The organism is Hydrogenophaga sp. (assembly GCF_030373225.1).
In the GTDB taxonomy this organism is placed as follows: domain Bacteria; phylum Pseudomonadota; class Gammaproteobacteria; order Burkholderiales; family Burkholderiaceae_C; genus Hydrogenophaga.
In genome coordinates this window covers 1-25161 of the sequence record NZ_JAUCZG010000040.1, presented here as the reverse complement: position 1 = coordinate 25161, position 25161 = coordinate 1, and the positions used below count along the sequence as shown (strand labels likewise).

The window sequence follows — 25161 nt, the reverse complement described above, 5'->3', positions numbered from 1 at the left end:
CCGCAAAACACCGCTGAACCGGCTCTGCCAGGCCGCAGGTGTTGCCACCGCAGGGGTTGTGCGGGCGAAGCGGGGGTGGCCCCGCTAGTAGCGCCGGTCCAGCGTGAGCTGGTCGTTGGTGCGCTGCAGCTGGAAACGGGTGAGGAAGCTGTTGCCCAGCAACACGAACGCCATCGGCTGCGGCAGCACGATCGCCGACACGTCGTACACCAGCGCGCCACCGATGCGCACCGAATCCAGTCGGATCTGGTGGCCCACCACGTCACCGTTGGCCGTGCTCACCCGGACCTTCTGACCGCCCTGGTATTTCAGGTTGATGCGTGTGGCATCGGACTCGCTCATGATCACCTGGCTGGCGCCGGTGTCCACCATGAACTGCACCTGCCGGCCATTGATCTGGCCGGGCGGCAAAAAGTGGCCCTGCGCATCGGCGGTGAGCACGATGCGCTGCGCCCCGGGGTCGGACTTGATCCCTCCCAGGCTGACCGGCGCCTCGCCCACGCGCAGGGTCTGGCGCGAGCCGTTGACCTCGAACACCGCCACTTCTCCCTGCACGCTGAGCAATTTGACGCCCTGGTGCGTCTGGCCCGGGCTGAGGAAACGCGGTGCGGCCGCATCGATGGAGACCAGTGCCTTGCCACCCGCCACACCCGCCAGGGCCACCTGCTGCGCTGTGGCTGGCAGACCCGTTGCGAGCAGGAGCGCTCCAGTGCAGAGACGCCGAGCAACCACCCCCCACCAGGCTCTGGACGGGTCGCCGGTGCCGCGGGGGGTGTTCAAGTCAATCCCGGAAGTTGTTGAAGGACAGCGGCAAGTCCTTCAGCTCGGACTTGATGAGCGCCATGGCCGCCTGCAGGTCGTCGCGCTTGGCGCCGGTGACCCGCACCGCGTCGCCCTGGATGGCGCCCTGCACCTTGAGCTTGCTGCCCTTGATGGCCTGCTGGATCTTCTTGCCGTCTTCGGTGCTGACGCCGTTGCGCACCTTCACCACCTGCTTGACCTTGTCGCCGCCAACTTTCTCGACCTTGCCCACGTCGAGGAAGCGCGCGTCCACACCGCGCTTGGTGAGCTTGCCGCGCAGCACGTCGTCGATCTGCTGAAGCTGAAAGTCGGCATCGCCGTGCAGGATGATCTCCTTGTCCTTGAGCTCGATGGCCGCGCTGGTGCCCTTGAAATCGAAGCGGGTGCCGATCTCGCGCGCGACCTGATCGACCGCATTTTTCACTTCGACGAAATCGGCTTCAAGAACGGTGTCAAAAGAGGGCATGCTGGGGGGTCTTGCAAAGAGTGAATGAGAGAATCGAAGAATGGTAGTCGAGAACAACGTGGCGCTCCAGCCCTACAACACTTTTGGCATCGTCGCCCGGGCGCAGCGGCTGGTGCGCGTGCGCTCCACCGACGACGTGCTGGCGCTGCTGGCCGGGCAGGATGTGCGCTCGGCATCGGGCGCTGCGGCGTTCGTGCTGGGCGGTGGCAGCAACCTGGTGATCACCGGTGACATCAAACAACTGGTGATCAAGGTGGAGATCGCCGGGCGGCGCCTGGTGGAGGAAACGCCCAGGGGCTGGCTGGTGGAGGCCGGTGCCGGTGAAGACTGGCACGCGTTCGTGCAATGGACGCTGGAGCAGGGCTTTCCCGGCCTGGAAAACCTCGCGCTGATCCCGGGCACGGTGGGGGCCTCCCCGGTGCAGAACATCGGGGCCTATGGCGTGGAGTTGCAGGACCGTTTCAGTGCGCTCGACGCCATCGACCTGCAGACCGGCCAGAGCTTCACGCTCGATGCAGCGAAATGCGGATTCGGTTACCGCGACTCGGTGTTCAAGCATGCGCCGGCCGGCGAGAAGGGCCTGGGTCTGGCCGGCCGCGCGCTCATCACGCACGTGCGATTCTGGTTGCCCAAGCCCTGGAAGCCGGTGCTGGGCTACGCCGAGCTCGATCGCAAGATGGCCGAGGCCGGCCTGGCGTCACCGACGGCGCAGCAGATCTTCGACGCCGTCTGCGCGATCCGTCGCGCCAAGCTGCCCGACCCGGCGGTCATCGGCAACGCCGGCAGCTTCTTCAAGAACCCGACGGTGTCCCGCGAACAGTGTGCCGACATCATTGCGCGCGAGCCCAAGGTGGTTCACTACCCCATGGCCGATGGCAGTGTGAAGCTGGCCGCGGGCTGGCTGATCGACGCCTGTGGCTGGAAGGGCAAGGGCGTGGGCAATGCCGGCGTGTACGAGCGCCAGGCGCTGGTGCTGGTGAACCGGGGCGCAGCCACGGGCGGCGAGGTGATGACGCTGGCCAAGGCGATCCAGACCAGCGTGTACGAGCGCTTCGGGATCCTGCTCGAGACCGAGCCCGTGGTGGTGTGACAGGCCGCGGCGCTGAAGAGGGTCGGTGCCCTCAGCGCCCTGGCCGCCAACGCGGCCACAGAACGATCACCGCCAGACCGAGCAGCACCAGTGCGGCAGCGCCGAGCTTCCACCCGGGCAGGCTCTCCCCCAGCGACCAGGCCGAGGCGCCCATGCCGAACACCGGGATCAGCAGCGCCAGCGGTGTCACCGTGGCGGCCGGGTGGCGCGCGAGCAGCCAGTTCCACACCCCGTAGCCGAACAAGGTGTTGCCCACCGCCTGCCACAACACGCTCAACCACACCAGGCCGCTGGCCTGTTCCACCGCCGAGCGCATCAGCTGCGGCCCTTCCGTCAGCCACGACAGGGCGAACAAGGGTGGCACGGCAAACAGGCTGCTCCACACCATGAAGTGCAGCATGTTCACCGGCCCGAGCGACTTCACCACCAGGTTGGCGAGCGACCAGAAGAATGCCGCGCCCAGCACCATGCCGATGCCCGCCAGCGTCACGGTGGCATCGAGATTCGCTGCGATCACGCCCAGGCCGCAGACAGCGAGCAGCAGCCCGGCGACCTGGAAGCCCCGCAAGCGCTCACCCATGAGCCACAGCGACAGGCCGATGGTGAAGAACACCTGCAACTGCACCACCAGCGACGCCAACCCCGGCGAAATGCTGCTGCGCATCGCCAGGAACAGCAGACCGAACTGACCCACGCCCAGCAGCACGCCGAATGCCGCCAGCTTGTGCCAGGGCGCCGTGGGGCGGGGAATGAACAGCAGCCAGGGCAGGGCCGAGAGGGCGAACCGCAAGGTGGCCAGCAGGAACGGCGGCAGGCCGTCCAGTCCCCAGCGGATCACCACGAAATTGGTTCCCCAGACGAACACCACCGAGAGAGCGAGCAGGAGGTGGGTGGTGGGCAAAGTGGTTTCGGGTCGGGGGTGGGGCGCCAGTGTAGCCACGCCCGTCGCGGGTCCGTCGTCCCTGCTGCCCGGTTCAGTCCGTCCGGCGACAGCGGGGGACGCGGTTGAGGCTCACTCGCCGCGCACGGCGGTGGTGAGCACGCGCGTGTTGAAACGCATCATGTCGATGTAGCTGGGCGCGGCGCCGTCTGCCGCCGACAGGGAGTCGGAGAACAGCTCGCCCGAGGGCTTCACACCGGTTTCACGCCCGATCTGTGCGATCAGACGCGGGTCGGAAATGCTCTCGACGAACAAGGCCTTGATCTGTTCTTTCTTGATCTGGCGCACCAGCCGCGCCACACCCTTGGCCGAGGCCTCGCTGTCGGTGCTCACACCTTGTGGCGCCAGGAACTGCACGCCGAAGTCGCGTGCGTAGTAGCCGAAGGCGTCGTGCGAGGTGATCACCTTGCGCTGTGGCGCCGGGATCGGCGCCCAGGCGGCGCGGATCTCGGTCTCCAGCGCATCCAGCTTCGCCACATAGGCCTTGGCGTTGCGGTCGTACCCATCGCAGCCCGCTGCGTCCGCGCGGCACAGGCCTTGGGCGATGTTCTTCACGAACACCTTGGCATTGCCCACGCTCTGCCAGGCATGCGGATCCGTCTCGCCGTGGTCGTGGGCGCCGTGCGCGTGACCCTTCTTGTCGTCGTGCCCGGCTTCCTTGATCGGCTGGATGCCCTGGCTGACCACCACTTGCTGGCCCTTGTAGCCGGCGGTCTTGAGCAGGCGGCTCATCCAGCCCTCGAAGCCCAGGCCGTTGGAAAAGACCACCTGCGCCTGGCCGACCATGCGGGCCTGGGCGGGTGTGGGCTGGAACACATGCGCATCGCTGCCCGGGCCGACCAGCACCTCGACCTTGACCCGTTCGCCACCGACCTGGCGCACCAGGTCACCCAGGATGCTGAAGCTGGCCACCGCCTGGATGGGCGCCTGGGCCTGGGCGTGTCCCGACAGGGTCGCGGTGGCCAGGACCGCCATGGCGAACAGGCTGCGGCGCGGGATGGAGAGGAATGTTGTCATGGGCGTCTTTCGGTTCAGGCTTTGAGGTGGAGGGCAGCGGGACGTTGGTGGCGCAGCAGGCCGTGCGGCCCGAACACCAGGGAAAACAGATAGGCGGCGCCCAGGCAGAGAACGATGACCGGACTGGTCGGCCAGTCGGCGTGGTACGACACCAGCAGGCCGGCCACGCAGGCCAGCAGGGCGAGCGCCACGGCCGAGGCCAGCAGCGAGCCGATGCCGCGCACCCAGAAGCGCGCCGTGGCAGCGGGCAAAACCATCATGCCCACCGCCATCAGCGTGCCCAGGGCGTGAAAGCCGGCCACGAGGTTGATCACCAGCAAGCCCAGAAAGCCGTAGTGCGCGGTCGCGCTCCAGCGGCTGGTGCCGCGCAGGAAGTCCGGGTCCAGGCAGTCCAGCACCAGCGGGCGGTACAGCACCACCAGCAACACCAGCGTGACCGCTGCAATGCCCCACAGCAGGGCGAGTGCTGCGCTGTCCAGCGCCAGCACGGTGCCGAACAGAACGTGCAGCAGGTCCACGCTGTTGCCCCGGATGGAGACGATCAGCACGCCCAGTGCCAGCGACAGCAGGTAGAAGGCGGCCAGGCTGGTGTCTTCCCGCAGCACCGTGTTGCGTGCCACCAGACCCGAGCCGACCGCCACCGCCAGCCCTGCGACGATGCCGCCGATGGTCATGGCGGTCAGTGAAAGACCCGCCACGAGGTAGCCGATGGCCGCGCCCGGCAGGATGGCGTGGGCCATGGCGTCGCCGGTCAGGCTCATGCGCCGCAGCATCAGGAACACGCCCACCGGCGCCGAGCTCACCGCCAGCGCCACACAGCCGAGCAGCGCGCTGCGCATGAAACCGAATTCGACGAACGGGCCCAGCCACAGGTGGGCCCAGAGCCACTGCGTCGTCCCGCCCGGATCCGCCAGCGGGTTCATGCCGACACCCCGCCGGTGTGGCGGTGGGCGGACGGCGCTGCGCACAGGGGTGCCTCGTCGTCGAACGGCTCCTGCATGTGCAGCGCGCGTTGCCAGTGCGACTCGGTCAGCACCTCGGCCGTGGCGCCCCAGGCCACCGGTTCGCGCGCCAGCAGCAGCGTCAGCGGGAAGTGCGCGCGCACCTGTCCGAGGTCGTGCAACACCGCCACCACCGTCTTGCCCTGCGCATGCCAGCGGTGCAGCAGGGCCAGCAGGTCGTCGGTCGTGCGCTGGTCGACCGCTGCAAACGGCTCGTCCAGCAGCACCACCGGCGCGTCCTGCAGGATCAGCCTCGCAAACAGGGCGCGCTGCATCTGTCCGCCCGAGAGCGTGTCGATGCCCCGCTTTTCAAAGCCGAGCAGGCCCACCGTGGCCAGCGCATCGCGGCCGGCGCGGCGGTGCGCGGCGGTGAAGCGCCCCAGGGCACCCACCTCGTGCCACAGACCGAGCATCACCATGTCCTGCACCGAGATCGGAAAGCTGCGGTCGATGCCGCTGTGTTGCGCCAGCCAGGCCACGCGCTGGTGTTGCAGACCCTCGATGCTGCCCTCGATGGGGCGCAACCGGCCCGCCAGGGCCCGCACGAGGGTGGACTTGCCGGCCCCGTTGGGCCCGACCACGGCAACGAGCGAGCCCGCAGCCATGCTGATGGAGAGGTGGTGCACGGCCGGGTGGCGCTCGTAGCCGAGCGTGAGGTTGCGCAGTGTGATGGCCGGCGCGGGGCGGGGTGTGTCGGGAGTGACTTGCACGGGGGTCTTGCTGCCTGCAATAATGCAACCGAATTGCGATAGTGGGCATCATAACGCAACAATGTTGCAATAAAACGGAGATCCCTTCCTTGACCCAGCGCACCCCCAAAGAGCCCCTGGGCGTTCCGCCCGAGATCCAGACCCGGCTGGAGCAGGCGGGCCTGCGCCGCACGCTGGCCACCCGCGCGGTGCTCGGACTGTTCCTGGCACGCCCGCTCGGCGGGCTCACCCATGCACAGGCGCTGGCCGCGCTCACCGCGCGGGGCCTGGACATCAACCGCGTCACCCTCTACCGCCTGCTCGATCGGCTGGCCGGCTGTGGTGTGCTGCTGCGGCAGGCCGACGAGTCGCGCAACTGGCGCTTCACCCTGGCCGTGGCGACACCGGCCGGCCACGACGAGGCCGCTGTGCCGCGCTTCGAATGCGACGCCTGCCACCGCCAGTTCCCGCTCACCGACGCCAGCGAGCCGACCCGGGCGGTGACGCACGGCCTGTTCGCCGCACTGGCACGGCTGGGTCATCACGGCGAGCGGGTGGACGTGTCGATCCATGGCACCTGTGCGGGGTGCGTGGAGCCCTCGGCGTGATCGTTTCGCGCGCACTGCAATACACCTGGCCGGGCGGCGATGCGCTGCGCTTTGGCGACGTGTCGGTGCCGCAGGGCGACGCGCTGCTGCTGCGCGGACCTTCGGGCAGCGGCAAGTCGACCTGGCTGGCGCTGGCCAGTGGCCTGCTCACGCCCGGCGCGGGCGAACTGGTGGTCAGCGGGCAGTCGGTGGGCGCCCTGCCGGCTGCAGCGCGGGACGCCTGGCGGGCCCGGCACATCGGTTTTCTGCCGCAGAAACTGCACCTGAGCGAGGCCCTGTCGGTGGCGGACAACCTGGGGCTGGTGTTCTTCGCGGCCGGTTTGCCGCTCGACCGGGCCGCCGTCGCCCGGGTGCTGAAGGCGCTGGACATCGAGGCCCTGGCCGCGCGCAGGCCGTCCCGACTCTCGGGCGGGCAGGCGCAGCGGGTGGCGCTGGCCCGTGCACTGTTGCTGCGCCCGCGCGTGATCCTGGCCGATGAACCCACCGCCAGTCTGGACGACACCAGCTGCGCTGCCGCGCTCAGGCTCCTGCGCAGTTGCGCGGATGAGCTTGGCGCCACGGTGGTGATCGCCACCCACGATGCGCGCGTGCGGCAGGCGCTGCCGCAGGCCAGCGTGCTCGCGTTGGATGCTGCCGCGCCGGTTGCCGCATGAACGTGTTCGGCCTGTCCTGGAAGTACCTGTGGTCGCGGCCGCTGGCCAGCGCGCTCAACCTGCTGCTGCTCGCCCTCGGCCTGGCCTCGATGGCCTTCGTGCTGATTGCCCGTGACCAGATCGACCGCGCCTTCGAGCGCGACCTGGCCGGCATCGACGCGGTGGTGGGGGCCAAGGGCATCCCCCTGCAGTTGATCCTCGCGGGCGTTTTTCACCTCGATGTGCCACCGGGCAACATCCCGCTGGCCGAGGTGCAGCGGCTCGCGCAACACCCGCAGGTGGCCAGACTCATTCCGCTGAGCCTGGGAGACAACCTGCGGGGCTTTCGCATCGTCGGCACCACGCCCGACTATGCCGGGCACTACGCGATGACCCTCGCTCAAGGTGACATGTGGTCGCGGCCGATGCAGGCGGTGCTGGGCGCCCGCGTGGCCAGCAGCACCGGTTTGCAGGTGGGCCAGGCCTTTGAAGGCGCCCACGGCCTGGGCGCGGGCGGCGCATCGCACGGGGAGACGCCCTACACCGTGAGCGGCGTGTTTGCGCCCTGCGGCTGCGTGCTCGACCGCTTGATCCTCACCGCCACCGAATCCGTCTGGCAGGTGCACGACGACATGCACGCGCTCGCCGGCATGGACGAGGCCGAGCGGCAGGAACTGGCCCTGGCGTTGAACGAGGAACGCGAGGTGACGATGGCGCTGGTCACCTACAACACACCCATGGCGGCGGTGGGTTTCCCGCGCTTCGTCAACAGCACCACGTCGATGCAGGCCGCTGCCCCGGCGCTGGAGATCACCCGGCTGCTGCGCACCGTGGGCGTGGGCACGCAGGTGCTGCAGGCTCTGGCGGCCGTGCTGCTGGGCGTGGCCGCGCTCTCGGTCTTCATTGCCTTGTGGAGCGCGCTGCGCGAGCGCCGGGGTGATCTGGCCATGTTGCGCATGCTGGGCGCACCGGCCACGCGCGTGGCTGCGTTGTTGCTGTGCGAAGCGCTGTGGCTGGCGGTGCTGGCGTGTCTGCTGGGCCTGCTGGCGGCGCACGGCCTGGCGCACCTGCTCGGCGTGTCGTTGATGGAGAGCCAGTCGCTGGCCATCGACGGCTGGCAATGGGTGCCGGGCGAAGCATGGGTGCCCGTGCTGGCCCTGGCGGTGGCGGTGGTGGCGGCGCTGGTGCCCGTCGTCAGCGCCTACCGCGTCGACGTTTTTCAACTGCTCAACTCAAGGTGATCCCGATGAAAAAAGCTGGTCTGCTTCTCCCTGCCGTTCTGGCGGCTCTGCTGTCTGGTGCCGCGCTGGCCCAGCACTCCGACAAGGAGGTGCAGGAAGACATCAAACGCCACCGCGCGATGGCCGCGGCGCACGAAGGCGCCGCCCGGTGCCTGGAGGCCGGCAAGGGCGAAAAGGTCTGCACGGCGGAACTTCAGGCGGCCTGCAAAGGTCTGGCGCTGGGCAAATACTGCGGCATGCGCCACGCCCACTGACACCCGTGCGAACACCCATGAACACCTTGTTGATGCGAACGTTTCTCGGTGGCCTGTGCCTGACCAGCGCCTGGGCCCTCGGTGTGTCGGCGCAGACGTTGAGTTCGCCGCTGCCGGCCGGCACTGCGCCGCCGGTGGGCGCTGCCCCTGGCGGCGCGTTGCCGAACGGGCAGGGCGCCGGCGTGCACAGCCCGCTGAGTCCGTTTGCGCCGCTGCCCAAACGCACCGACGTGGTGGCGTGGTCCACGCTCACCGACATCACGACCCGGGTCGAAAAAAAGCGCATCGTGCCGGTGTATCCCGCTGCGGTGGCAGCGCTCGACCAGAAGACGCTGCGCCTGCAGGGCTTCATGATGCCGCTGGAGCCGGGTGAGCATCAGCGCCATTTCCTGCTCACTTCGGTGCCCCTGACCTGCAGTTTCTGCACACCCGGCGGGCCCGAGAGCATGGTGGAGGTGCGCACCAGGACGCCGGTGAAATACAAGCTCGAAGCGGTGGTGGTGGAGGGCAACTTCCACGTCTTGAAGAACGATCCCTACGGCTTGTACTACCGCATCACCAACGCGGTGGCCGTGCCCTGAGTCCGGCCGGGCGCACGGTGGGCGATACCATCGGCGGGTGAATCTTGCTGCCCACCCCGTCGTTGCCTCGCTGACCCCTGTCTTCCTCCTGATTGCGATCGGCTGGCTCGCCGGGCGGCTGCACTGGATCCGCGACGCCGCGGTCAAGGACCTCTCCAACCTTGTTTTTCTGGTGCTGATACCGGCGCTGCTGTTTCGCACCATGAGCGCGGTGCGCTTCGAAGAGCTCGATCTGCGCCCGGTGCTGGCGTATTTCCCGGCCGCCCTGTTGCTGCTGGCGATCTCCATCGGCTGGCGGGGCTTCAACCGCGCCAGCGTGGTCATGGGACTGGCGGGCGTGTTTTCCAACATGGTGATGATCGGCATCACGCTGGTGGAGCTGGCTTACGGCAAGCAGGGCCTGGTCACGCTGCTGACCCTGGTGTCGGTGCACGCCCTGATTCTGTTGACCACGGGTTCGGTGGTGCTGGAGCTGGCGGTCGCGCGCGAAGCCCGCGCGGGCGGCGGGCGCACACCCCACCTGATGCAGTCGGCCGCCTCGGCGGTCAAGGGCGCGCTGATCCATCCGATTCCCCTGCCCATCCTCTGTGGCCTGCTGTTTGCCCAGACGGGCTGGACGTTGCCCACCGTGATCGACAAACCGCTGCTGCTGCTGGGCAACGCCTTCGGCCCGCTCTCGCTGGTGCTGGTGGGCGTGACCCTGGCGCGCACGCCGCTGCGCGGCCATCTGCAGGATGCGCTTTGGATCACCGTGTCCAAGAACCTGCTGTTGCCGGTGATGGTGGGCCTGAGTGCCTGGGCGCTGGGCATCACCGGCCTGCCCCTGACCGTGATCGTGGTGGCCGGCGCCTTGCCGATCGGCGCCAACGTGTTCCTGTTTGCCCAGCGCTACGACGTGGCCCGCGAACTCACCACCGCCAGCATGGGCATGACCACGCTGGTGTCGCTGTTCACGCTCAGCCTGTTCATGCTCGCCATGTCGTGGATCAACTGACGACCGTCATTGACTGATCTTGCGGGCCTCTTCGATCTGGTATTCGAAGTAACGCTGGATACCGAAAGCCAGGCTGCCCATGAAGGCCACCGTGCCCATGAGCAAGGCCAGCACCAGCGTGCCGATGGTGAGCCAGTTCGTGGCGCCGGCGCGCGCATCGACCGGCAGGGTCGGGTTGAACCAGCGGTTCCATTTTTCCTGGTCGGTCAGCGCATAGACGATGCCGGTGAGGCAACTCGCCGCGATCGTCATGCCCAGCAGCGGGATCAGCACCCACGAGAGTTTGTCGTCCTGGCCGTAGGTGAGCACACGGTCGACGCCCCACCAGCCCAGGGCCGCAGGAATCGGGTGCAGCCAGCCGATCCAGTCGCCCAGACCGCGCAGGTAAAAACGGTGCAGACCGAGCGTGCCTCCCAGCACCGCCAGCGCCGCAGCCAGCGTCTTGTTTCTGGCGCGGGCGCTCACGCGGCGCTTTCAGGGGGCGTGGTGTCTCCCTCACCCAGCGTCTTCTGCATCAGCACGATGTCCAGCCAGCGGTCGAACTTCCAGCCGCACGACTCCACCACCCCCACGGTTTCGAAGCCGAGCGCCTTGTGCACGCCGATCGAACCCGCATTGGCGGCGTCGCCGATCACGGCCATGACCTTGCGCACACCGCCGCGCTCGAGGGCGGCCATCAGTTCGGTGAGCAGAGCCCGACCCAGGCCCTTGCCGTGGGCGGCCGGGTCCATGTAGATCGAGTCTTCGACCGAGAAGCGGTAGGCCGGGCGGGGCTTGAACCAGTTGCCGTAGGCAAAGCCCAGCACTTCACCGGCGTCTTCGGCCACCAGCCAGGGCAGGCCTTTGGACAACACGTCGGCCCGTCGCTGGGTCATGTCGGCCAGGCTGGGCGGGGTGGTTTCAAAGGTGCCGGTGCCGTGCAGCACGTGGTGACCATAAATGCGGGTGATGGCGTCGAGATCGTCTTCTCGGCTGGGGCGGATCGTGGGCATGGGGTCTTTTCAGAACGAACAGGATGGAGCGCGATGAACGTTCGAGGCATCGAACGGGCTATAATCGCGGGTTTCGTGGCGTTTCGCTGACCGGGTGGTCAGTCGTGTGTCTCAAGCGCTGCAAACAAGCGGGTCGCAAGATCCAGTGATGTGCCAATGTCGGCACCTCTCCACCCGAAGGATAAATCATGGTCGTCATTCGACTCTCCCGCGGCGGCTCCAAGTCCCGTCCTTTCTACAACATCGTCGTGGCCGACAAGCGCAACCGCCGTGATGGCCGCTTCATCGAGCGCATCGGTTTCTACAACCCCCTGGCGCGCGGCGGCGAAGAGCCTCTGCGCATCGCCCTGGACCGCCTGACCTACTGGACCAGCGTGGGTGCCACCCCGTCCGACACGGTGGAGCGCCTGGTCAAGCAGAACGAGAACGCCGCCAAGGTCGCGGTCGCGGCCTGATCCTGCCAACCCCACGGTGAGCAGCCCCGCGTCCGGCGCCTTCACGGCGTCTTCCCTCCCGGTCGATGCGATCGAGTTGGGGCGCATCCAGGACGCGTGGGGCATCAAGGGCTGGGTTCGCATCCTCCCCCACAGCGCCGACACCTCGGCGCTGATCGCCTCCCGACAATGGTTCCTCGAGCCGCCCGAAGCCCGCTTCGCGCGCGGCTTTTCGGCGTTTTCGGGGTGCGTGAGCATCGGCCTCGTCGAGGTCAAGCCGCACACCGATGGTCTGGTGGCCCAGATCGAGGGCATCGACGATCGCAACTCGGCCGAAGCGCTCAAGGGCGTGCGCATTTACCTGCCGCGCAGCGCGTTCCCGGCCACGCCCGAGGGCGAGTATTACTGGGTCGACCTGATCGGCCTGGACGTGGTCAACCGCGAAGGCGTGCATCTGGGTGTGGTGCGCGACCTCATGGCCACCGGCCCCCACTCGGTGCTGGTGCTCGAACACACCGACACCATCGATGGCGTGGAGCAAGTGGCCGAACGCATGATCCCGTTCGTGGCGGCCTACATCGACAACGTGGACAAGGCCGCACGCCGGATCACCGCCGACTGGCAAAAGGATTACTAGAAGCCCCCCATGCGCTTCGACGTCATCACGCTGTTTCCAGAACTCTTTGCGCCGTTGTTGCAGCACGGCATCAACCGCCGCGCTTTCGAATCCGGACTGGTCGAGGTTCACCTCTGGAACCCGCGCGACTTTGCCGAAGGCAACTACCGCCGCGTGGACGACCGGCCGTTCGGGGGTGGGCCCGGCATGGTCATGATGGCCGAACCCCTGTGGCAGTGCCTGCAGGCGGTGCGCGCCGAGCGTGCCGAGCCCGCCGACGCCCGCGCGCCGGTCGTGCTGTTCTCTCCCATCGGCGAGGTCCTCAACCACACCGGCGTCGAACGCTGGTCGGCCAGCGGGGGCGCCGTGCTGCTGTGCGGCCGCTACGAAGGCATCGACCAGCGATTCATCGACGCCTGCGTGGACCTGCAGATCAGCCTCGGTGATTTCGTGCTCTCGGGTGGCGAGATCGCCGCCATGGCGCTGCTCGATGCGGTGGCCAGGCTGCAGCCCGGCGTGCTCGGTGACGAGGGCAGCCACCAGCAGGACAGCTTCAACCCCGCGCTTGATGGCCTGCTCGACAGCCCGCACCACACCCGTCCGGAAACCTGGCAGGGTCCGCAGGGCTCCATGGCGGTGCCCGAGGTGCTGCTCGGCGGTCACCACGAGCGCATCGCCCGCCACCGGCGTGAGCAAAGCCTGCTGATCACGGCGCACCGTCGGCCCGACCTGCTGGCCCGTGCCCGGGAGCAGGGTTTGCTCGACACCGCAGACCAGACTTTCCTGCGCGCACAGGGCTTGCTATAATCCAAGGCTTTTCGATCCTCTACCGGCCGCCGCGACCGGGTCAGCCCGCAACTTGCGCAGAACGTCTGCAAAAGCTTGGACAGGGCCCCTGCCGGATTCGTGGCCTTTAGTGCAGCGCGGGAATGATCGACGAACAGGAAACCATGAACCTCATCCAGACCCTTGAGCAAGAAGAGATTGCTCGCCTCGGCAAAGTCATCCCGCCGTTCGCCCCCGGTGACACGGTCATCGTCAGCGTGAACGTGATCGAAGGCACGCGCAAGCGTTTGCAGGCCTACGAAGGCGTGGTGGTTGCCCGCCGCAACCGCGGCCTGAACTCCAGCTTCATCGTGCGCAAGATCTCCAACGGCGAAGGCGTCGAGCGCACCTTCCCGCTGTACAGCCCGCTGATCGCCAAGATCGAAGTCAAGCGCCGTGGTGATGTTCGCCGCGCCAAGCTGTACTACCTGCGCGAGCGCAGCGGCAAGTCGGCGCGTATCAAGGAAAAGCTGGGCGCCAAGGCCGCATAAGCCCTGGCTTTTGCCGCCAGCTAGAAGCCGCTCCCCGGAGCGGCTTTTTTGCGTCTGACCTATGCTGTGCCCCACATGAGCCCACTGCTGCCCGCGTTCGACCCCCGTCTGGTGCCCATCGTCAACGCTGGCGAGATCACGCACCCCGCACACCCGGAGCGGCTCACCGCGAGCGGCCTGCGCCAATTGTTCGCCAACCCGCCGGTCTGGACGCCCGAGCTGGTGCGCGAGATCCGGTTTGCCGATCGCGCACCAGCCCATGCGGCCGTGATGCTGCCGCTGGTGATGCGCGACGAGCTCACCTTGCTGCTGACGCAGCGCACGGCGCACCTGTCCACCCATTCGGGGCAGATCGCCTTGCCCGGCGGAAGGATCGACCCCACCGACGCCGACCCGACCGCAGCGGCGCTGCGCGAAACCTTCGAAGAGATCGGCATCGCGCCCGACCGCATCGAGGTGCTGGGCACGCTGCCGCAGTACGTCACGGGCACCTCTTTCATCGTCACGCCGGTGGTGGGCCTTGTCCAGCCGGGTTTCGAGCTGGTGCCCAATCCCTTCGAAGTGGACGACGTGTTCGAGGTGCCGCTGTCCTTCCTCATGAATCCGCTGCACCACCGCCGCCATGCCTTCGACTTCGAAGGTGTGGTTCGCGAGTGGTATTCGATGCCCTACCAGGACGGTGAACAGGAGCGCTTCATCTGGGGCGCCACCGCGGGCATGCTGCGCAATTTCTACCGGCTGCTCAGTGCCTGAGCGCAACGGTCCGTCTGTGCGGTGCAGGCCACTATGATCGACCCATGGGTTTCTTTGCCATCCTGATTGCCTTGCTGATCGAGCAGGCGCGGCCGCTGGCCTACGACAACGTGGTGCACGGCGCGCTGCGCAGCTGGTCGCGCACGGTCCGCCGCAACCTCGATGCCGGTGAGTCCTCACATGGCTGGCTGGCCTGGGGTCTGGCGGTGGGTGTGCCGGCGTTGCTGGTGGCGCTGGTCCACTGGGGGCTGTGGTGGTTCAGCTCGGTGCTGGCCTTCGTGTGGATGGTCGCGGTGCTGTACGCCACGCTGGGCTTTCGCCAGTTCAGTCACCACTTCAGTGAAATCCGCAATGCACTGGAAGAAGGCAACGATGCACTGGCCCGCGAAAAACTCGCCAGCTGGCTGCGGGTGGATGCCTCCAGCCTGCCGCGCAGCGAGCTGTTGCGCCAGGTGATCGAGCATTCGGTGCTCTCGGCCCATCGCCATGTGTTTGGCGTGCTCGTGTGTTTTGTGGTGTTCTGGGCGCTGGGGCTCGGGCCGGCCGGTGCCGTGTTCTACCGCTCGGCCGAATACCTTTCGCGCAACTGGCGCGCACGACCCGATGGAACGCCCAGCCTGGGCCTGCAACAGGCCGCTGCCCGCGCCTGGGCCTGGGTCGACCACTTGCCGGCCCGCGTGACGGCGCTGGGTTTTGCGGTGGTGGGCAACTTCGAGGAGGCCGTGGCGAGCTGGCGCGGCGATGCCGAACGTTTTGCGCCGGGCAGCAACGGCGTGGTGCTGGCGGCCACCTCGGGGGCGCTGAACGTGCGCCTCATCCCGCAGCCCGATCCCACGCTCGTGGCCGACGAGAGCGATCCTGGCAGCCGGCCCGAGCCGCAGCTCGCCCACCTGGGCAGCGTGGTCGGCCTGGTCTGGCGTGCGGTGGTGCTGTGGATGCTGCTGCTCGCCCTGGTCACGCTGGCCCGCTTCTGAGCCCGCAGGGCTGTGTCTCAGTACCTGCGCTTGTCCGACAGTTCGGCGAACAGTTCGCGGTAGAGCCGGTAGCGGTTTTCGCTGATCGCCAGCGGGTCGCCGCTGGTCACTTCGGCGCCGCCCGTCTGCACATGCGCCACCACCGCGCAGCCCGGCTCGTGCAGGTGGGTGCAGTTGTAGAAACGGCAGCTGCCCAGCGTGGCATTGAGGTCGGGCATGAGGTGCGCGAGCTGCATGGGTTCAATGTGGTTCAGGCCGAATTCCTGGAAACCCGGCGAGTCGATCAACGCCGTGCTGCGGGCTTCGTCCACCCAGTACCAGGTGGTGCTGGTGGTCGTGTGTTTGCCCGAATTCAAGGCGCGGGAAATTTCGCCGGTGAGCGCCCTGGCCATGGGCACCAGCCGGTTCACCAGCGTGCTCTTGCCCACGCCCGAGGGCCCCAGCACCAGTGTGCGGCGGCCGGACAAGCGCTGTTGCAGCGCGTCCAGCCCGTCGTCGCCACCGGCATCCTGGCCCTCGTCCTTCAAGCGCAGCGGCAGCACCGTGCAGCCCATGCGGCGGTACGGGTCCAGCCGGGCCCAGGCACGGTCAAAGGCGGGCTGCAGGTCGCTCTTGTTGAGAACGATGAGCACCTCGATGCGTTCGGCCTGCGCAGCGATCAGCGCGCGCGCGAGCTGGCTTTCGGAGAACTCGGGGTCGGCCGCCACCAGCACCAGCACCTGGTCGAGGTTGGCGGCAAACGACTTGGTGCGCATTTCGTCCTGCCGGTAGAACAGGTTGCGCCGTTCGTCCACGCGCTCGATGCTGCCTTCGTCGCCAGTGATCTGCCACTGCACCTGGTCACCCACCACCACCTGGCTTTTTTTGCCCCGGGGATGGCAGATGCGGCGCTCGCCGTCGGTGCTTTCCACCATGCAGTGGCGACCGTGCGCGGCCACCACCAGACCGGACTGCAGATGGCCCATCAGGCCTTCTGCAGCGCGTCCACCGCGCCCGCGCAATGAAAGTCGCTCACCGAGATGCCGCCCACGTCGTGCGTGTTGAAGCGCACGGTGCAGCGGCTGTAGCCCAGCGCCATGTCGGGGTGGTGGTCTTCGCGGTGGGCGATCCAGGCCACGGCGTTCACGAAGGCCATGGTTTCGTGGAAGTTGGCGAAGGTGAAGGTCTTGTCCAGCGCGCCATCGATCAACTTCCAGCCCTGGGCGGATTCGCCGTTGAGCTGGGTGAGCTGGCTCACGATTTCGGTGGCCGACAAGGCGCGGCGGTTCTGGTGGATGGGGTTCATGGCGGGGCTCAGACTGCGGCCCGCAGGCGCGACAGGCGCTCGCTGGCCGGCGGGTGGGAATAGTAGAAGCGCGCATACACCGGGTCGGGTGTGAGCGTGCTGGCGTTGTCCTTGTAGAGCTTGAGCAGGGCGCTGGCGAGGTCGGCACCGCTGGTCTGGGCCATGGCATAGGCGTCGGCCTCGAACTCGTGCCGGCGCGAGAGCTGCGCCATCAGAGGCGACAGGAAGAAGGTGAACAGCGGCACGACCATCATGAACAGGATCAGGGCCAGTGCGTTGTTGGGCGTGTCCATCGAAGGCGTCACGCCCAGGCCGCTGAAGAACCAGGCCTGGCTGGACACCCAGCCGAGCAGCGCAAAACCCGCCAGGCTGAGCGCGAACAGCAGTGCAATGCGCTTGATGATGTGGCGGCGCTTGTAGTGGCCGAGCTCGTGGGCGAGCACGGCGTCGATCTCCGGCGGGCTGAGCTGCTTGAGCAGGGTGTCGAAGAACACCACCCGCTTGGCCGCGCCAAAGCCGGTGAAGTACGCGTTGGCGTGTGCACTGCGCTTGCTGCCGTCCATCACGAACAGACCCTTGGCGGCAAATCCGCAGCGTTGCATCAACGCGTTCACGCGCGCCTTGAGGGTTTCGTCCGACAGCGGCTCGAACTTGTTGAACATCGGCGCGATCACGGTCGGGTAGAGCACCAGGGCAAGCAGGTTGAACACCATCCACACGCCCCAGGCCCAGAGCCACCAGGCCGGACCGGCCGCCCCCATGAGCCAGAGCACCACGGCAGCAATGGGCAGTCCGACCAGCGCACCCACCAGGGTGCCCTTGGCCAGGTCGCCCAGCCAGAGCGCGGGCGTCATCTTGTTGAAGCCGAAGCGTTCCTCGATGCGGAAGGTGGCGTACCAACCCAGCGGCAGCGTGAGCAGGCCGCCGATCACGGCGAACGATCCCAGCAGGGCCAGCTGTTGCACCATGCCGCCGCCCAGGGCCTCCAGCAGCACCTGGTTGAGCCAGTCGAGGCCGCCCAGCAAGGTCCAGGCGATCAACAGCGCGGCATCAAGCGCGGTCTCGAGCAGGCCGAAACGTGTCTTGGTGATGGTGTAGTCGGCGGCCTTCTGGTGGGCCGGCACCGAAATGGTGTCGCTGAACGCGCCGGGCACGGTGGCGCGGTGCGTGGCGACGTGCCGGATCTGCCGGCTGGCCAGCACCGTGCGGATGACCAGACCCAGCACCAGCAAGGCGCAGAAGAGGGCGGTGAAGGTGAGCGATGCGGTGTCCATGGGGCAGGAGTCTATCGAAGAGAGCCTGTGCCCCGCGGGCCAGGGGCCATGGCTGCGCGGCCCCGGCCGCTGGGGTGCTTTGGCCGATCGGTGAAAATCGGCGCATGACATCAGCCCCCACACCGGCCGACACGGCCACGGCGCCAGCCGCCACCGACCTTCCCACCCTTGGCAAAAGCGACCAGAACCTGGTCTGGATCGATTGCGAGATGAGTGGCCTGGACCCGGAGAAGGAACGTTTGCTCGAGATCGCGGTGATCATCACCGGGCCGCAGCTCACACCGCGCATCGAAGGCCCGGTGCTGGTGATCCACCAGAGCGACGCGCTGCTGGGCGCCATGGACAACTGGAACAAGGGCACACACGGCAAGAGCGGCCTGATCGACAAGGTCAAGGCCAGCACCGTGACCGAAGAGCAGGCACAGGCCGAGCTGCTGGCCTTCATCGGGAAATACGTTCCCAGGAACGGCTCGCCGATGTGTGGCAACACCATCAGCCAGGACCGCCGCTTCCTGGTGAAGTACATGCCCAGACTGGAGGCGTATTTCCACTACCGGTGCCTGGATGTCAGCACGCTCAAGGAGCTGGCCAAACGCTGGCGGCCCGAGGTGTACGACGCCTTCAAGAAGCACCAGAAACACACCGCTCTGGCCGACGTGCACGAGTCGATCGACGAGCTGGAGCACTACCGCACGCACTTTCTGCGCTGAGCGCGACGGGCCTGCCGCAGCGGCCATTCGGCTGAAAGGCGCGCGCGTCAACATGACAAAATCGTGACATTCACGCGAGATTCACATGCCAAAAAAAATCCGTAGCCGCTTCATCTCCAGGCATCTGGAAGCCTTGCAACTGGGTGCCGCGGTCCTGTTCCTGATCCTGGTGGGTGTGTATGCGTCGCTCACCGGCGCCTCCACCGCCGGCCTGACCTCATCGGCGGTCTGGTTGCTGATCGTGGCGGCCAGTGTGGGTGCCTACATGGCCATGAACATTGGCGCCAACGATGTGGCCAACAACATGGGGCCTTCGGTGGGATCGGGTGCCATCACCATGGGCTGGGCCATCGTTGTTGCGGCCGTGTTCGAGGCACTGGGGGCCATCGTGGCCGGTGGCGAGGTGGTGGGCACCATCAAGGGCGGCATCATCGATCCGGCGCAGATCAACGACGCCGCCGTGTTTGCCTGGGTCATGTTCGCCGCGCTGCTGGCCGGTGCACTCTGGCTCAACCTCGCCACGGCGGTGGGCGCGCCGGTGTCCACCACCCACTCGATCATCGGCGCCGTCATGGGCGCCGGCATTGCCGCTGGCGGCTGGGGTCTGGTGAACTGGGACACCATCGGCGCCATCGTGCTGAGCTGGGTGATCTCCCCGCTCATGGGCGGTGGGCTGGCCGCCGCGTTCCTCTACCTCATCAAGCGCAGCGTGACTTACCGCAGCGACAAGACCGATGCTGCGAGCCGCGTGGTGCCGGTGCTGATCTCGCTCATGGTCTGGGCCTACACCACCTACATGCTGCTCAAGGGCGTGAGCCAGCTGGTGAAGATCGGTTTCCTGGTCGCCCTGCTCGTGGGTGCTGCGGTGGCGGTGGTGGTCTGGTGGCTGATCCGCAAGCCCATCTGCCGCATGGCCCTGCGCCAGCACAACAGCAAGGATGGCGTCAACCGGCTCTTCACCTGGCCCCTCATCTGCTCCGCCGCCCTGCTGAGTTTTGCCCACGGCGCCAACGACGTGGCCAATGCCATTGGCCCGCTGGCGGCCATTTATGAAGCCGTGAAGACCGGCGCCATCGCCACCAAGGCCGGCACGCCGCTGTGGATCATGGTGCTCGGCGCCCTGGGTCTGGCGATCGGCCTGGCCCTGTACGGCGCACGCCTCATCCGCACCGTGGGCAAGGAGATCACGGAACTCGACAACATGCGCGCCTATTCGATCGCCATGGCTGCCACCCTCACGGTGATCGTGGCCTCGCAGCTCGGCATGCCGGTGTCGACCACCCACATCACCATCGGTGCGGTGTTCGGTGTGGGGTTCCTGCGCGAGTTGCTCAAGGTGAACTACGCCAAGATGGAAGCGGTGGTGTTCGCCGGCCACCAGGGTGCGGACCGCGCCGAGGTCGAGGCCTACCTGCAGCGTTTCGAGACCGCCGAGGTGAAGGAGAAAAAGCGCATGCTGGCCGAAATGAAACGCCGCACCCGGCAGCGCGAGGCCAGCGAAACCCCAGAGGGTGCCTTGCTGGCCCGAAAAGAACAGCGCGCGATGAAGAAGGCGATCAAGAAAGAGATCGTCAAACGCTCGGCCGTCATGCGCATCGTCGCCGCATGGATCGTCACCGTGCCCGCCACCGCGGCGCTGGCCGCGGTGCTTTTCCACATCGTCAGGGCGGTGCTCCGCTGAGGCCAAAGAAAGTTCAGGGTTTTCCCTGAAGTTCAGGCTATAATCAGCGGCTTCGCAGGCAACTGCGGATTTTGTGCATCTGCCTCACACATACAGGCCCCCCGATTGCAACGGTCGAGCAGTTCCTCCAGGAACGGCAACACCCGCCGGACTCTTCAGAGCCCGGCCAACGGATGGGGACCATTCGCTCCCAGCGTCACCGGATTCTTCCAGGGTGACCCCAGGCGCGTAGACCGTTTGATGGTTGATGTTTTGTAACCACGAACGGATCTGGCGCCATGGAGCGGCCACCCCCTTGCGGGTCGGCTGAGCTTTCAGCGTCTTCATTCGATCAATTGCGCATTTTTTGGCGCATGGACGAACATGAGCGACTCTTTTGAAACGATGGGCGACTTCACGCCTGAACTCCACTCTGCCGACACCGACGCAGAGATCATCACCACGTTGACCCCTGTCGACGCCAGCGAGGCCACCACGCCCGACGTGCCCGCAGCACCCAACGGCTTCGAGCTGCTGGGTCTCGCGCCCGAGCTGGTGCAAGCCTGCGTCGACCTCGGCTACCTGCAGCCCACCCAGGTGCAGAACAACGTGATCCCCAAAGCCATGCTGGCCCAGGGCGAAGCGCGTTTTGCCGACCTGATGGTCTCCAGCCAGACCGGCAGCGGCAAGACCGCCGCCTTCCTGTTGCCTGTGCTGCACACCCTGCTGCAGCAGCGTGCCGACGCCGATGCCAAGGAACGCGCCGAGCGCGAGCGCCTGACCGCCGAGGCCCTGGCCCGCGGCGAAGCACCGCCCAAGGCGCCCAAGCGCAAGGACCCGACCAGCTCGCGCAACTTCAAGGCCGCCACACCCGGCGCCCTGATCCTGTGCCCGACACGTGAACTGGCCCAGCAGGTGGCCAACGACGCCATCGACCTGGTGCGCCACTGCCGCGGCCTGCGCGTGGCCAACGTGGTGGGCGGCATGCCTTACCAGTTGCAGATCGCCAAGCTGCAGAACGCCGACCTCGTGGTGGCCACGCCCGGCCGCCTGCTGGATCTGCAGCGCTCGCAGCAGCTCAAGCTCGACCAGGTGCAATTCCTGGTGGTGGACGAAGCCGACCGCATGCTCGACCTCGGCTTCTCCGACGACCTGGCCGAAGTCAACGACCTCACCAGCCAGCGCCGCCAGACCATGATGTTCAGCGCCACGTTCGCGCCGCGCATCCAGCAGCTCGCCATGCGCGTGATGCACGACAACGGCAAGCACGTGCAGAAGGTGCAGATCGACAACCCGCAAGAGCAGCACGCCAACATCAAGCAGGTGCTGTTCTGGGCCGACAACGCCGACCACAAGCGCAAGCTGCTCGACCATTGGTTGCGCGACGCCGGCATCAACCAGGCCATCGTGTTTGCCAGCACCCAGATCGAGTGCGACGGCCTGGCCAACGACCTGCAGCAGGAAGGCTTCTCCGCCGTCGCGCTGCACGGTGCCCTGAGCCAGGGCATCCGCAACCGCCGACTGATGGCGCTGCGCGCCGGCCAGGTGCAGATCCTGGTCGCCACCGACGTCGCCGCCCGCGGCATCGACGTGCCCACCATCACCCACGTCTTCAACTTCGGCCTGCCGATGAAGGCCGAGGACTACACGCACCGCATCGGCCGCACCGGCCGTGCCGGCCGCGATGGTCTGGCCATCACCTTTGCCGAGCTGCGCGACCGCCGCAAGATCTTCGACATCGAGGCCTACACGCGCCAGCGCATCAACGTCGAAACCGTGACCGGTCTCGAGCCGCGTCAGCGCGCTCCGCAAAACGAGGCCTTTGGCCGTGGTCGCCCGCCAGGCCGTTCGAACGACCGCTTCGGCGGCAACGATCGCTTCGGTGGCAACGACCGCCGTGGCCCGGCACCGCGCTTTGAGCCGCGTGCCGAGGCACCCCGCGTCGACCACAGCCGTCCCGGTACGCGTTTCGACCCGCGCTTCGAAGGCCGTGCCGAGCCACAGCGTCCGGAAGGCCGCTTTGACAACCGCAGCGACAACCGTGGTGAGAACCGCGGCGAAGCCGGCGGCTACCGTCCCGACACGCGCCCCGCTGCCGGCCGCAACTTTGCCGACCGTGCACCAGCGCGCCCAGGCTTCGGCCCCAAGCCCGGTGGTTTCTCCAGCTTTGGCCGCAGCGACAAGCCCATGGGTGACCGTGGTGCCGACCACGGTGGTTTCAGCGACCGTGGCAACGCCGAGCGCGGTGCCATGCGCGGTGGTGAATTTGCTCCCCGCCGCACCGAGGGCGCACCGTCGCGCCCGGTGGCCCGTCGCAGCCCGCGTTGAACCCCTTCAGGCCTCACCGCCTTGAACGAACCAGACCTTCGGGTCTGGTTTTTTTTCGTCTGCTCGCAAAGACCACGGCAAAGGCCCCAGCGACGCATCGAGCCGCCGCACGAATCAGAATGCGCGCATGACGTATCGGGTGGTCTGGTTCAAGCGCGACCTGCGGGTGTGGGATCACGCGCCGCTGGCCGAGGCCGCCCGGCTGGGTCCGGTGCTGTGTCTGTATGTGCTGGAGCCGGCGCTGTGGCAGCAGCCCGATGCCGCGCGGCAGCACCTCGGCTTCGTGCAGGAGAGCCTGAAGGATCTGCAAGCCGAACTCCGGCGCATCGGTGGCCGCCTGCAGTGGGCGGTGGGCGATGCGGTGGATGTGCTGGAGCGTCTGCACCGCCAGGCCCCTTTTCTCGAACTGCTGTCGCACGAAGAAACCGGCAATGCCGCAAGCCACGGGCGCGACCGTCGCGTGAAGCGTTGGTGCGCAGATCACTCCGTACCGTGGCGCGAGTTCCGCCAGTTCGGTGTGGTGCGCGGCCTGCGCGAACGCAGGCACTGGGTGCGGCAGTGGGAGCAGCTCACCCACACCGCGCAGACACCCGAGCCCGCGCTGCAGCCAGCCGACGTGCCACGCTGCACCGAGGCCTGGCCCAGCGCCGATGCGCTTGGTCTGGATCCGCATGAGCCGCCGCTGCGCCAGCGCGGTGGCCGCGCACACGGCCTGTCGGTGCTGCAGAGCTTTCTGAACGAGCGCAGCGCCGGCTACCGGGGCGGCATCTCCTCGCCGCTGTCGGCACCCAGCGCCTGCTCGCGCCTCTCGCCTTATCTCACCTGGGGCTGCCTGAGCCTGCGCGAGGTGGTGCAGGCCACGCGGGGGCGCATCGACGACCCCGCGTTGCCAGCCCGCCAGCGCCAGGGGCTCGAAGGCTTCATGAGCCGGCTGCACTGGCACTGCCACTTCATCCAGAAGCTCGAGACCGAGCCCGCCATCGAACACCGGAACATGCACCGCGGCTACGACGGTCTGCGCGAGCACGACCACAACCCGGCCCACCTGCAGGCGCTCATGGAGGGCCGCACCGGCTGGCCGCTGGTGGACGCCTGTGTGGCCATGCTGCGCGAAACCGGCTGGATCAACTTCCGCATGCGCGCCATGCTGGTGTCGGTCGCGGCCTATCCGCTGTGGCTGCACTGGCGCCCGGTGGGCGAGTGGCTGGCGCGACAGTTCATCGATTACGAGCCCGGCATCCACTGGAGCCAGCTGCAGATGCAGAGCGGCACCACCGGCATCAACACCACGCGCGTCTACAACCCGCTCAAGCAGGCGCAGGACCACGATCCGCACGGGCACTTCGTGCGGCGCTGGCTGCCCGCGTTGCAGCGTGTGCCCGACAGCTGGCTGCTCCAGCCCTGGCTCATGCCACCCGACCTGCAGGCGCGCTGCGGCGTGGTGGTGGGCGTGGACATTGCCGTGCCGCTGGTGGATCTGGATCTCGCCACGCGGGCAGCCAAGGAACGCGTGTATGCGCTGCGCACCGACCCGGCCGTGGCGGCGGGGCAGGCCAGCATCGTCAGGCGCCATGGATCGCGCAACCGCAGCGCGGAGAACCTCTCGAAACCGCGCCAGGGGCAAGCCCTCGCGCAAGCCACGCTGGACTTCTGATGACCGAGCCCAACACCAACATTCACCCACGCCGCATCCTGCTGGTGTGCATCGGCAACCGCGTGCGCAGCCCGCTGGCCCAGGGGTTCCTGCGCGCCGAACTTGACTCGGCCGGTCTGACCCACGTGCGGGTGGACTCCGCCGGCACCAACGTCTGGCCGGGCAACGAAGCGCCGGAGCGCGAAGCCATCTTCGAGGCGGCGCGCGTCGGCGTCGACATCGCGCAGCTGCGTTCGCGCGAACTGACCGAAGCCGACTTCGAGCAACACGATCAGGTGCTGGCCATGGACTGGGACAGTCATGCGCTGGCCGAAGCCATGGCACCCGCCGGGCAAGGCCACAAGGTCGGCCACCTCGCGCACCACACGCGGCGCGACCGGGTCACCACCATCCCCGACCCGGCTGCCTGCGGCTACGCCAGCACCTTGGCGGCCATTCAGGACGCGTGCGAAGGCTGGGTGGTGAACCACCTGGTCCGCAGACCGGTGCGCTGACGCGCAGTCCTGTTTCTGCCGGCGCGGCGCAGTCGCCGCACGCTGCCCATTTAGTGCTTGGGCGGTATTTCAAATGTGACTCCCTGTTGATGTGATCGCGTTCGCCTGCGCCCGAGCGCCGTGCCACCGTTTCAACGAGCAACACAGGGAGTTTCCACATGAACCACAAACGCCACCGGGTGGTGTTCAGTGCCGTGCGCGGCGTCTGGGTGGCGGTGGCCGAGTGCGCCCGCACCCTGGGCAAGGCCTGCACCGGCGCGGCGGCAACGGGTGCTGCCATGCTGCTGACCAGCGTGCCGCTGCAGGCACAGATCAGCGCCGACCCTGCCGCCCCGGGCACGCTGCGCCCCACGGTGC

General features: G+C 67.5%; 30 protein-coding genes. 19 read left to right on the top strand and 11 right to left on the bottom strand.

The annotated features are described in order from the left end of the window. Positions 1–84: 84 nt before the first annotated feature. Both QUV35_RS17475 and QUV35_RS17470 read right to left on the bottom strand, forming a co-directional pair. Positions 85–780 (bottom strand): TIGR02281 family clan AA aspartic protease, encoded by a 696-nt coding sequence (locus QUV35_RS17475; RefSeq protein WP_300877051.1) that lies wholly within the window; start codon positions 778–780, stop codon positions 85–87. Between the two features lies 1 nt (position 781). Further along, positions 782–1267 (bottom strand): YajQ family cyclic di-GMP-binding protein, encoded by a 486-nt coding sequence (locus QUV35_RS17470; protein WP_159607562.1) that lies wholly within the window; start codon positions 1265–1267, stop codon positions 782–784. Positions 1268–1307: 40 nt separating this feature from the next. Between QUV35_RS17470 and murB the strand changes: the two genes are divergently transcribed. Beyond that, on the top strand, positions 1308–2357 hold the full coding sequence (gene murB / locus QUV35_RS17465) for a UDP-N-acetylmuramate dehydrogenase (RefSeq protein ID WP_300877047.1): 1050 nt from the start codon (positions 1308–1310) through the stop codon (positions 2355–2357). A 31-nt stretch (positions 2358–2388) separates the two neighbouring features. On the opposite strand, the gene QUV35_RS17460 is transcribed toward murB, so the two are convergent. The 4 genes from QUV35_RS17460 to QUV35_RS17445 form a co-directional block, all read right to left on the bottom strand. After that, a complete protein-coding gene (locus QUV35_RS17460; protein ID WP_300877044.1) occupies positions 2389–3258 on the bottom strand; it encodes an EamA family transporter in 870 nt (289 codons plus the stop codon). Positions 3259–3369: 111 nt separating this feature from the next. After that, positions 3370–4314, bottom strand: a complete 945-nt coding sequence (locus QUV35_RS17455; protein ID WP_300877042.1) for a metal ABC transporter substrate-binding protein — start codon at positions 4312–4314, stop codon at positions 3370–3372. Between the two features lie 14 nt (positions 4315–4328). Continuing rightward, entirely contained in the window at positions 4329–5237 is a 909-nt protein-coding gene (locus tag QUV35_RS17450; RefSeq protein WP_300877039.1) for a metal ABC transporter permease, read from the bottom strand. Further along, positions 5234–6025, bottom strand: coding sequence for an ABC transporter ATP-binding protein (locus QUV35_RS17445; RefSeq protein ID WP_300877036.1), 792 nt, complete (start codon positions 6023–6025; stop codon positions 5234–5236). The genes QUV35_RS17450 and QUV35_RS17445 overlap by 4 nt, the downstream gene beginning before the upstream one ends. A gap of 89 nt (positions 6026–6114) precedes the next feature. Between QUV35_RS17445 and QUV35_RS17440 the strand changes: the two genes are divergently transcribed. From QUV35_RS17440 to QUV35_RS17415, 6 genes are read left to right on the top strand one after another with little or no spacing between them, the layout of a single operon-like run. Then, positions 6115–6612, top strand: a complete 498-nt coding sequence (locus QUV35_RS17440) for a Fur family transcriptional regulator (RefSeq protein ID WP_300877033.1) — start codon at positions 6115–6117, stop codon at positions 6610–6612. Beyond that, positions 6609–7265: an ATP-binding cassette domain-containing protein gene (locus QUV35_RS17435; RefSeq protein WP_300877030.1), complete on the top strand. Its 657-nt coding sequence runs from the start codon at positions 6609–6611 to the stop codon at positions 7263–7265. Before QUV35_RS17440 ends, QUV35_RS17435 begins: the two co-directional genes overlap by 4 nt. Further along, the gene (locus QUV35_RS17430) at positions 7262–8485 is read left to right on the top strand and encodes an FtsX-like permease family protein (RefSeq protein WP_300877027.1); all 1224 of its coding nucleotides are present in this window, start codon (positions 7262–7264) and stop codon (positions 8483–8485) included. The genes QUV35_RS17435 and QUV35_RS17430 overlap by 4 nt, the downstream gene beginning before the upstream one ends. A 5-nt stretch (positions 8486–8490) precedes the next feature. Then, on the top strand, positions 8491–8739 hold the full coding sequence (locus QUV35_RS17425) for a hypothetical protein (protein WP_300877024.1): 249 nt from the start codon (positions 8491–8493) through the stop codon (positions 8737–8739). 17 nt (positions 8740–8756) lie between these two features. Then, the gene (locus QUV35_RS17420) at positions 8757–9320 is read left to right on the top strand and encodes a DUF3299 domain-containing protein (RefSeq protein WP_300877021.1); all 564 of its coding nucleotides are present in this window, start codon (positions 8757–8759) and stop codon (positions 9318–9320) included. A 37-nt stretch (positions 9321–9357) separates the two neighbouring features. Further along, complete coding sequence (locus QUV35_RS17415; protein WP_300877019.1) at positions 9358–10314, top strand: AEC family transporter; 957 nt, start codon at positions 9358–9360, stop codon at positions 10312–10314. Positions 10315–10320: 6 nt separating this feature from the next. Here QUV35_RS17415 and QUV35_RS17410 read toward each other — a convergent pair whose 3' ends face one another. After that, on the bottom strand, positions 10321–10779 hold the full coding sequence (locus QUV35_RS17410; RefSeq protein WP_300877017.1) for a hypothetical protein: 459 nt from the start codon (positions 10777–10779) through the stop codon (positions 10321–10323). Then, positions 10776–11306, bottom strand: coding sequence for a GNAT family N-acetyltransferase (locus tag QUV35_RS17405; protein WP_300877014.1), 531 nt, complete (start codon positions 11304–11306; stop codon positions 10776–10778). The genes QUV35_RS17410 and QUV35_RS17405 overlap by 4 nt, the downstream gene beginning before the upstream one ends. Before the next feature lie 188 nt (positions 11307–11494). Between QUV35_RS17405 and rpsP the strand changes: the two genes are divergently transcribed. The 6 genes from rpsP to QUV35_RS17375 all read left to right on the top strand — a co-directional run bounded on the left by rpsP (position 11495) and on the right by QUV35_RS17375 (position 15399). Next, positions 11495–11761, top strand: coding sequence for a 30S ribosomal protein S16 (rpsP, locus tag QUV35_RS17400; protein WP_300877011.1), 267 nt, complete (start codon positions 11495–11497; stop codon positions 11759–11761). Between the two features lie 16 nt (positions 11762–11777). Then, a complete protein-coding gene (gene rimM, locus QUV35_RS17395; protein ID WP_300877008.1) occupies positions 11778–12377 on the top strand; it encodes a ribosome maturation factor RimM in 600 nt (199 codons plus the stop codon). A 9-nt stretch (positions 12378–12386) separates the two neighbouring features. Continuing rightward, a complete protein-coding gene (gene trmD / locus QUV35_RS17390; RefSeq protein WP_300877006.1) occupies positions 12387–13163 on the top strand; it encodes a tRNA (guanosine(37)-N1)-methyltransferase TrmD in 777 nt (258 codons plus the stop codon). A gap of 143 nt (positions 13164–13306) precedes the next feature. Next, a complete protein-coding gene (rplS, locus tag QUV35_RS17385; protein WP_291217104.1) occupies positions 13307–13672 on the top strand; it encodes a 50S ribosomal protein L19 in 366 nt (121 codons plus the stop codon). A 75-nt stretch (positions 13673–13747) separates the two neighbouring features. Then, a complete protein-coding gene (locus tag QUV35_RS17380) occupies positions 13748–14425 on the top strand; it encodes a CoA pyrophosphatase (protein ID WP_300877004.1) in 678 nt (225 codons plus the stop codon). Positions 14426–14469: 44 nt separating this feature from the next. Beyond that, on the top strand, positions 14470–15399 hold the full coding sequence (locus tag QUV35_RS17375) for a CobD/CbiB family protein (RefSeq protein ID WP_300877001.1): 930 nt from the start codon (positions 14470–14472) through the stop codon (positions 15397–15399). A 17-nt stretch (positions 15400–15416) separates the two neighbouring features. On the opposite strand, the gene rsgA is transcribed toward QUV35_RS17375, so the two are convergent. Genes rsgA through QUV35_RS17360 form a run of 3 tightly spaced genes read right to left on the bottom strand, consistent with a single transcriptional unit; the run spans position 15417 to position 17958 of the window. After that, positions 15417–16364 carry a ribosome small subunit-dependent GTPase A gene (gene rsgA / locus QUV35_RS17370; RefSeq protein WP_300876998.1) on the bottom strand — a complete coding sequence of 316 codons (948 nt, stop codon included), beginning with the start codon at positions 16362–16364 and terminating at the stop codon, positions 15417–15419. Next, positions 16364–16684 carry a 4a-hydroxytetrahydrobiopterin dehydratase gene (locus QUV35_RS17365; protein ID WP_300876995.1) on the bottom strand — a complete coding sequence of 107 codons (321 nt, stop codon included), beginning with the start codon at positions 16682–16684 and terminating at the stop codon, positions 16364–16366. Before QUV35_RS17365 ends, rsgA begins: the two co-directional genes overlap by 1 nt. An 8-nt stretch (positions 16685–16692) precedes the next feature. Continuing rightward, positions 16693–17958 (bottom strand): M48 family metallopeptidase, encoded by a 1266-nt coding sequence (locus tag QUV35_RS17360; RefSeq protein ID WP_300876992.1) that lies wholly within the window; start codon positions 17956–17958, stop codon positions 16693–16695. A gap of 104 nt (positions 17959–18062) precedes the next feature. On the opposite strand from QUV35_RS17360, the gene orn reads away from it, so the two are divergent. The 6 genes from orn to QUV35_RS17330 all read left to right on the top strand — a co-directional run. Then, entirely contained in the window at positions 18063–18668 is a 606-nt protein-coding gene (gene orn / locus QUV35_RS17355) for an oligoribonuclease (RefSeq protein ID WP_300876989.1), read from the top strand. Positions 18669–18753: 85 nt separating this feature from the next. Further along, the gene (locus QUV35_RS17350; RefSeq protein WP_300876986.1) at positions 18754–20349 is read left to right on the top strand and encodes an anion permease; all 1596 of its coding nucleotides are present in this window, start codon (positions 18754–18756) and stop codon (positions 20347–20349) included. Between the two features lie 363 nt (positions 20350–20712). Beyond that, the gene (locus QUV35_RS17345) at positions 20713–22656 is read left to right on the top strand and encodes a DEAD/DEAH box helicase (RefSeq protein ID WP_300876983.1); all 1944 of its coding nucleotides are present in this window, start codon (positions 20713–20715) and stop codon (positions 22654–22656) included. Between the two features lie 127 nt (positions 22657–22783). Further along, complete coding sequence (locus QUV35_RS17340) at positions 22784–24310, top strand: cryptochrome/deoxyribodipyrimidine photo-lyase family protein (protein WP_300876980.1); 1527 nt, start codon at positions 22784–22786, stop codon at positions 24308–24310. Further along, positions 24310–24804 carry a low molecular weight phosphotyrosine protein phosphatase gene (locus QUV35_RS17335; protein ID WP_300876977.1) on the top strand — a complete coding sequence of 165 codons (495 nt, stop codon included), beginning with the start codon at positions 24310–24312 and terminating at the stop codon, positions 24802–24804. Before QUV35_RS17340 ends, QUV35_RS17335 begins: the two co-directional genes overlap by 1 nt. A gap of 158 nt (positions 24805–24962) precedes the next feature. Next, the coding region (locus QUV35_RS17330) for an ESPR-type extended signal peptide-containing protein (protein WP_300876974.1) at positions 24963–25161 on the top strand (199 nt) is incomplete at its 3' end.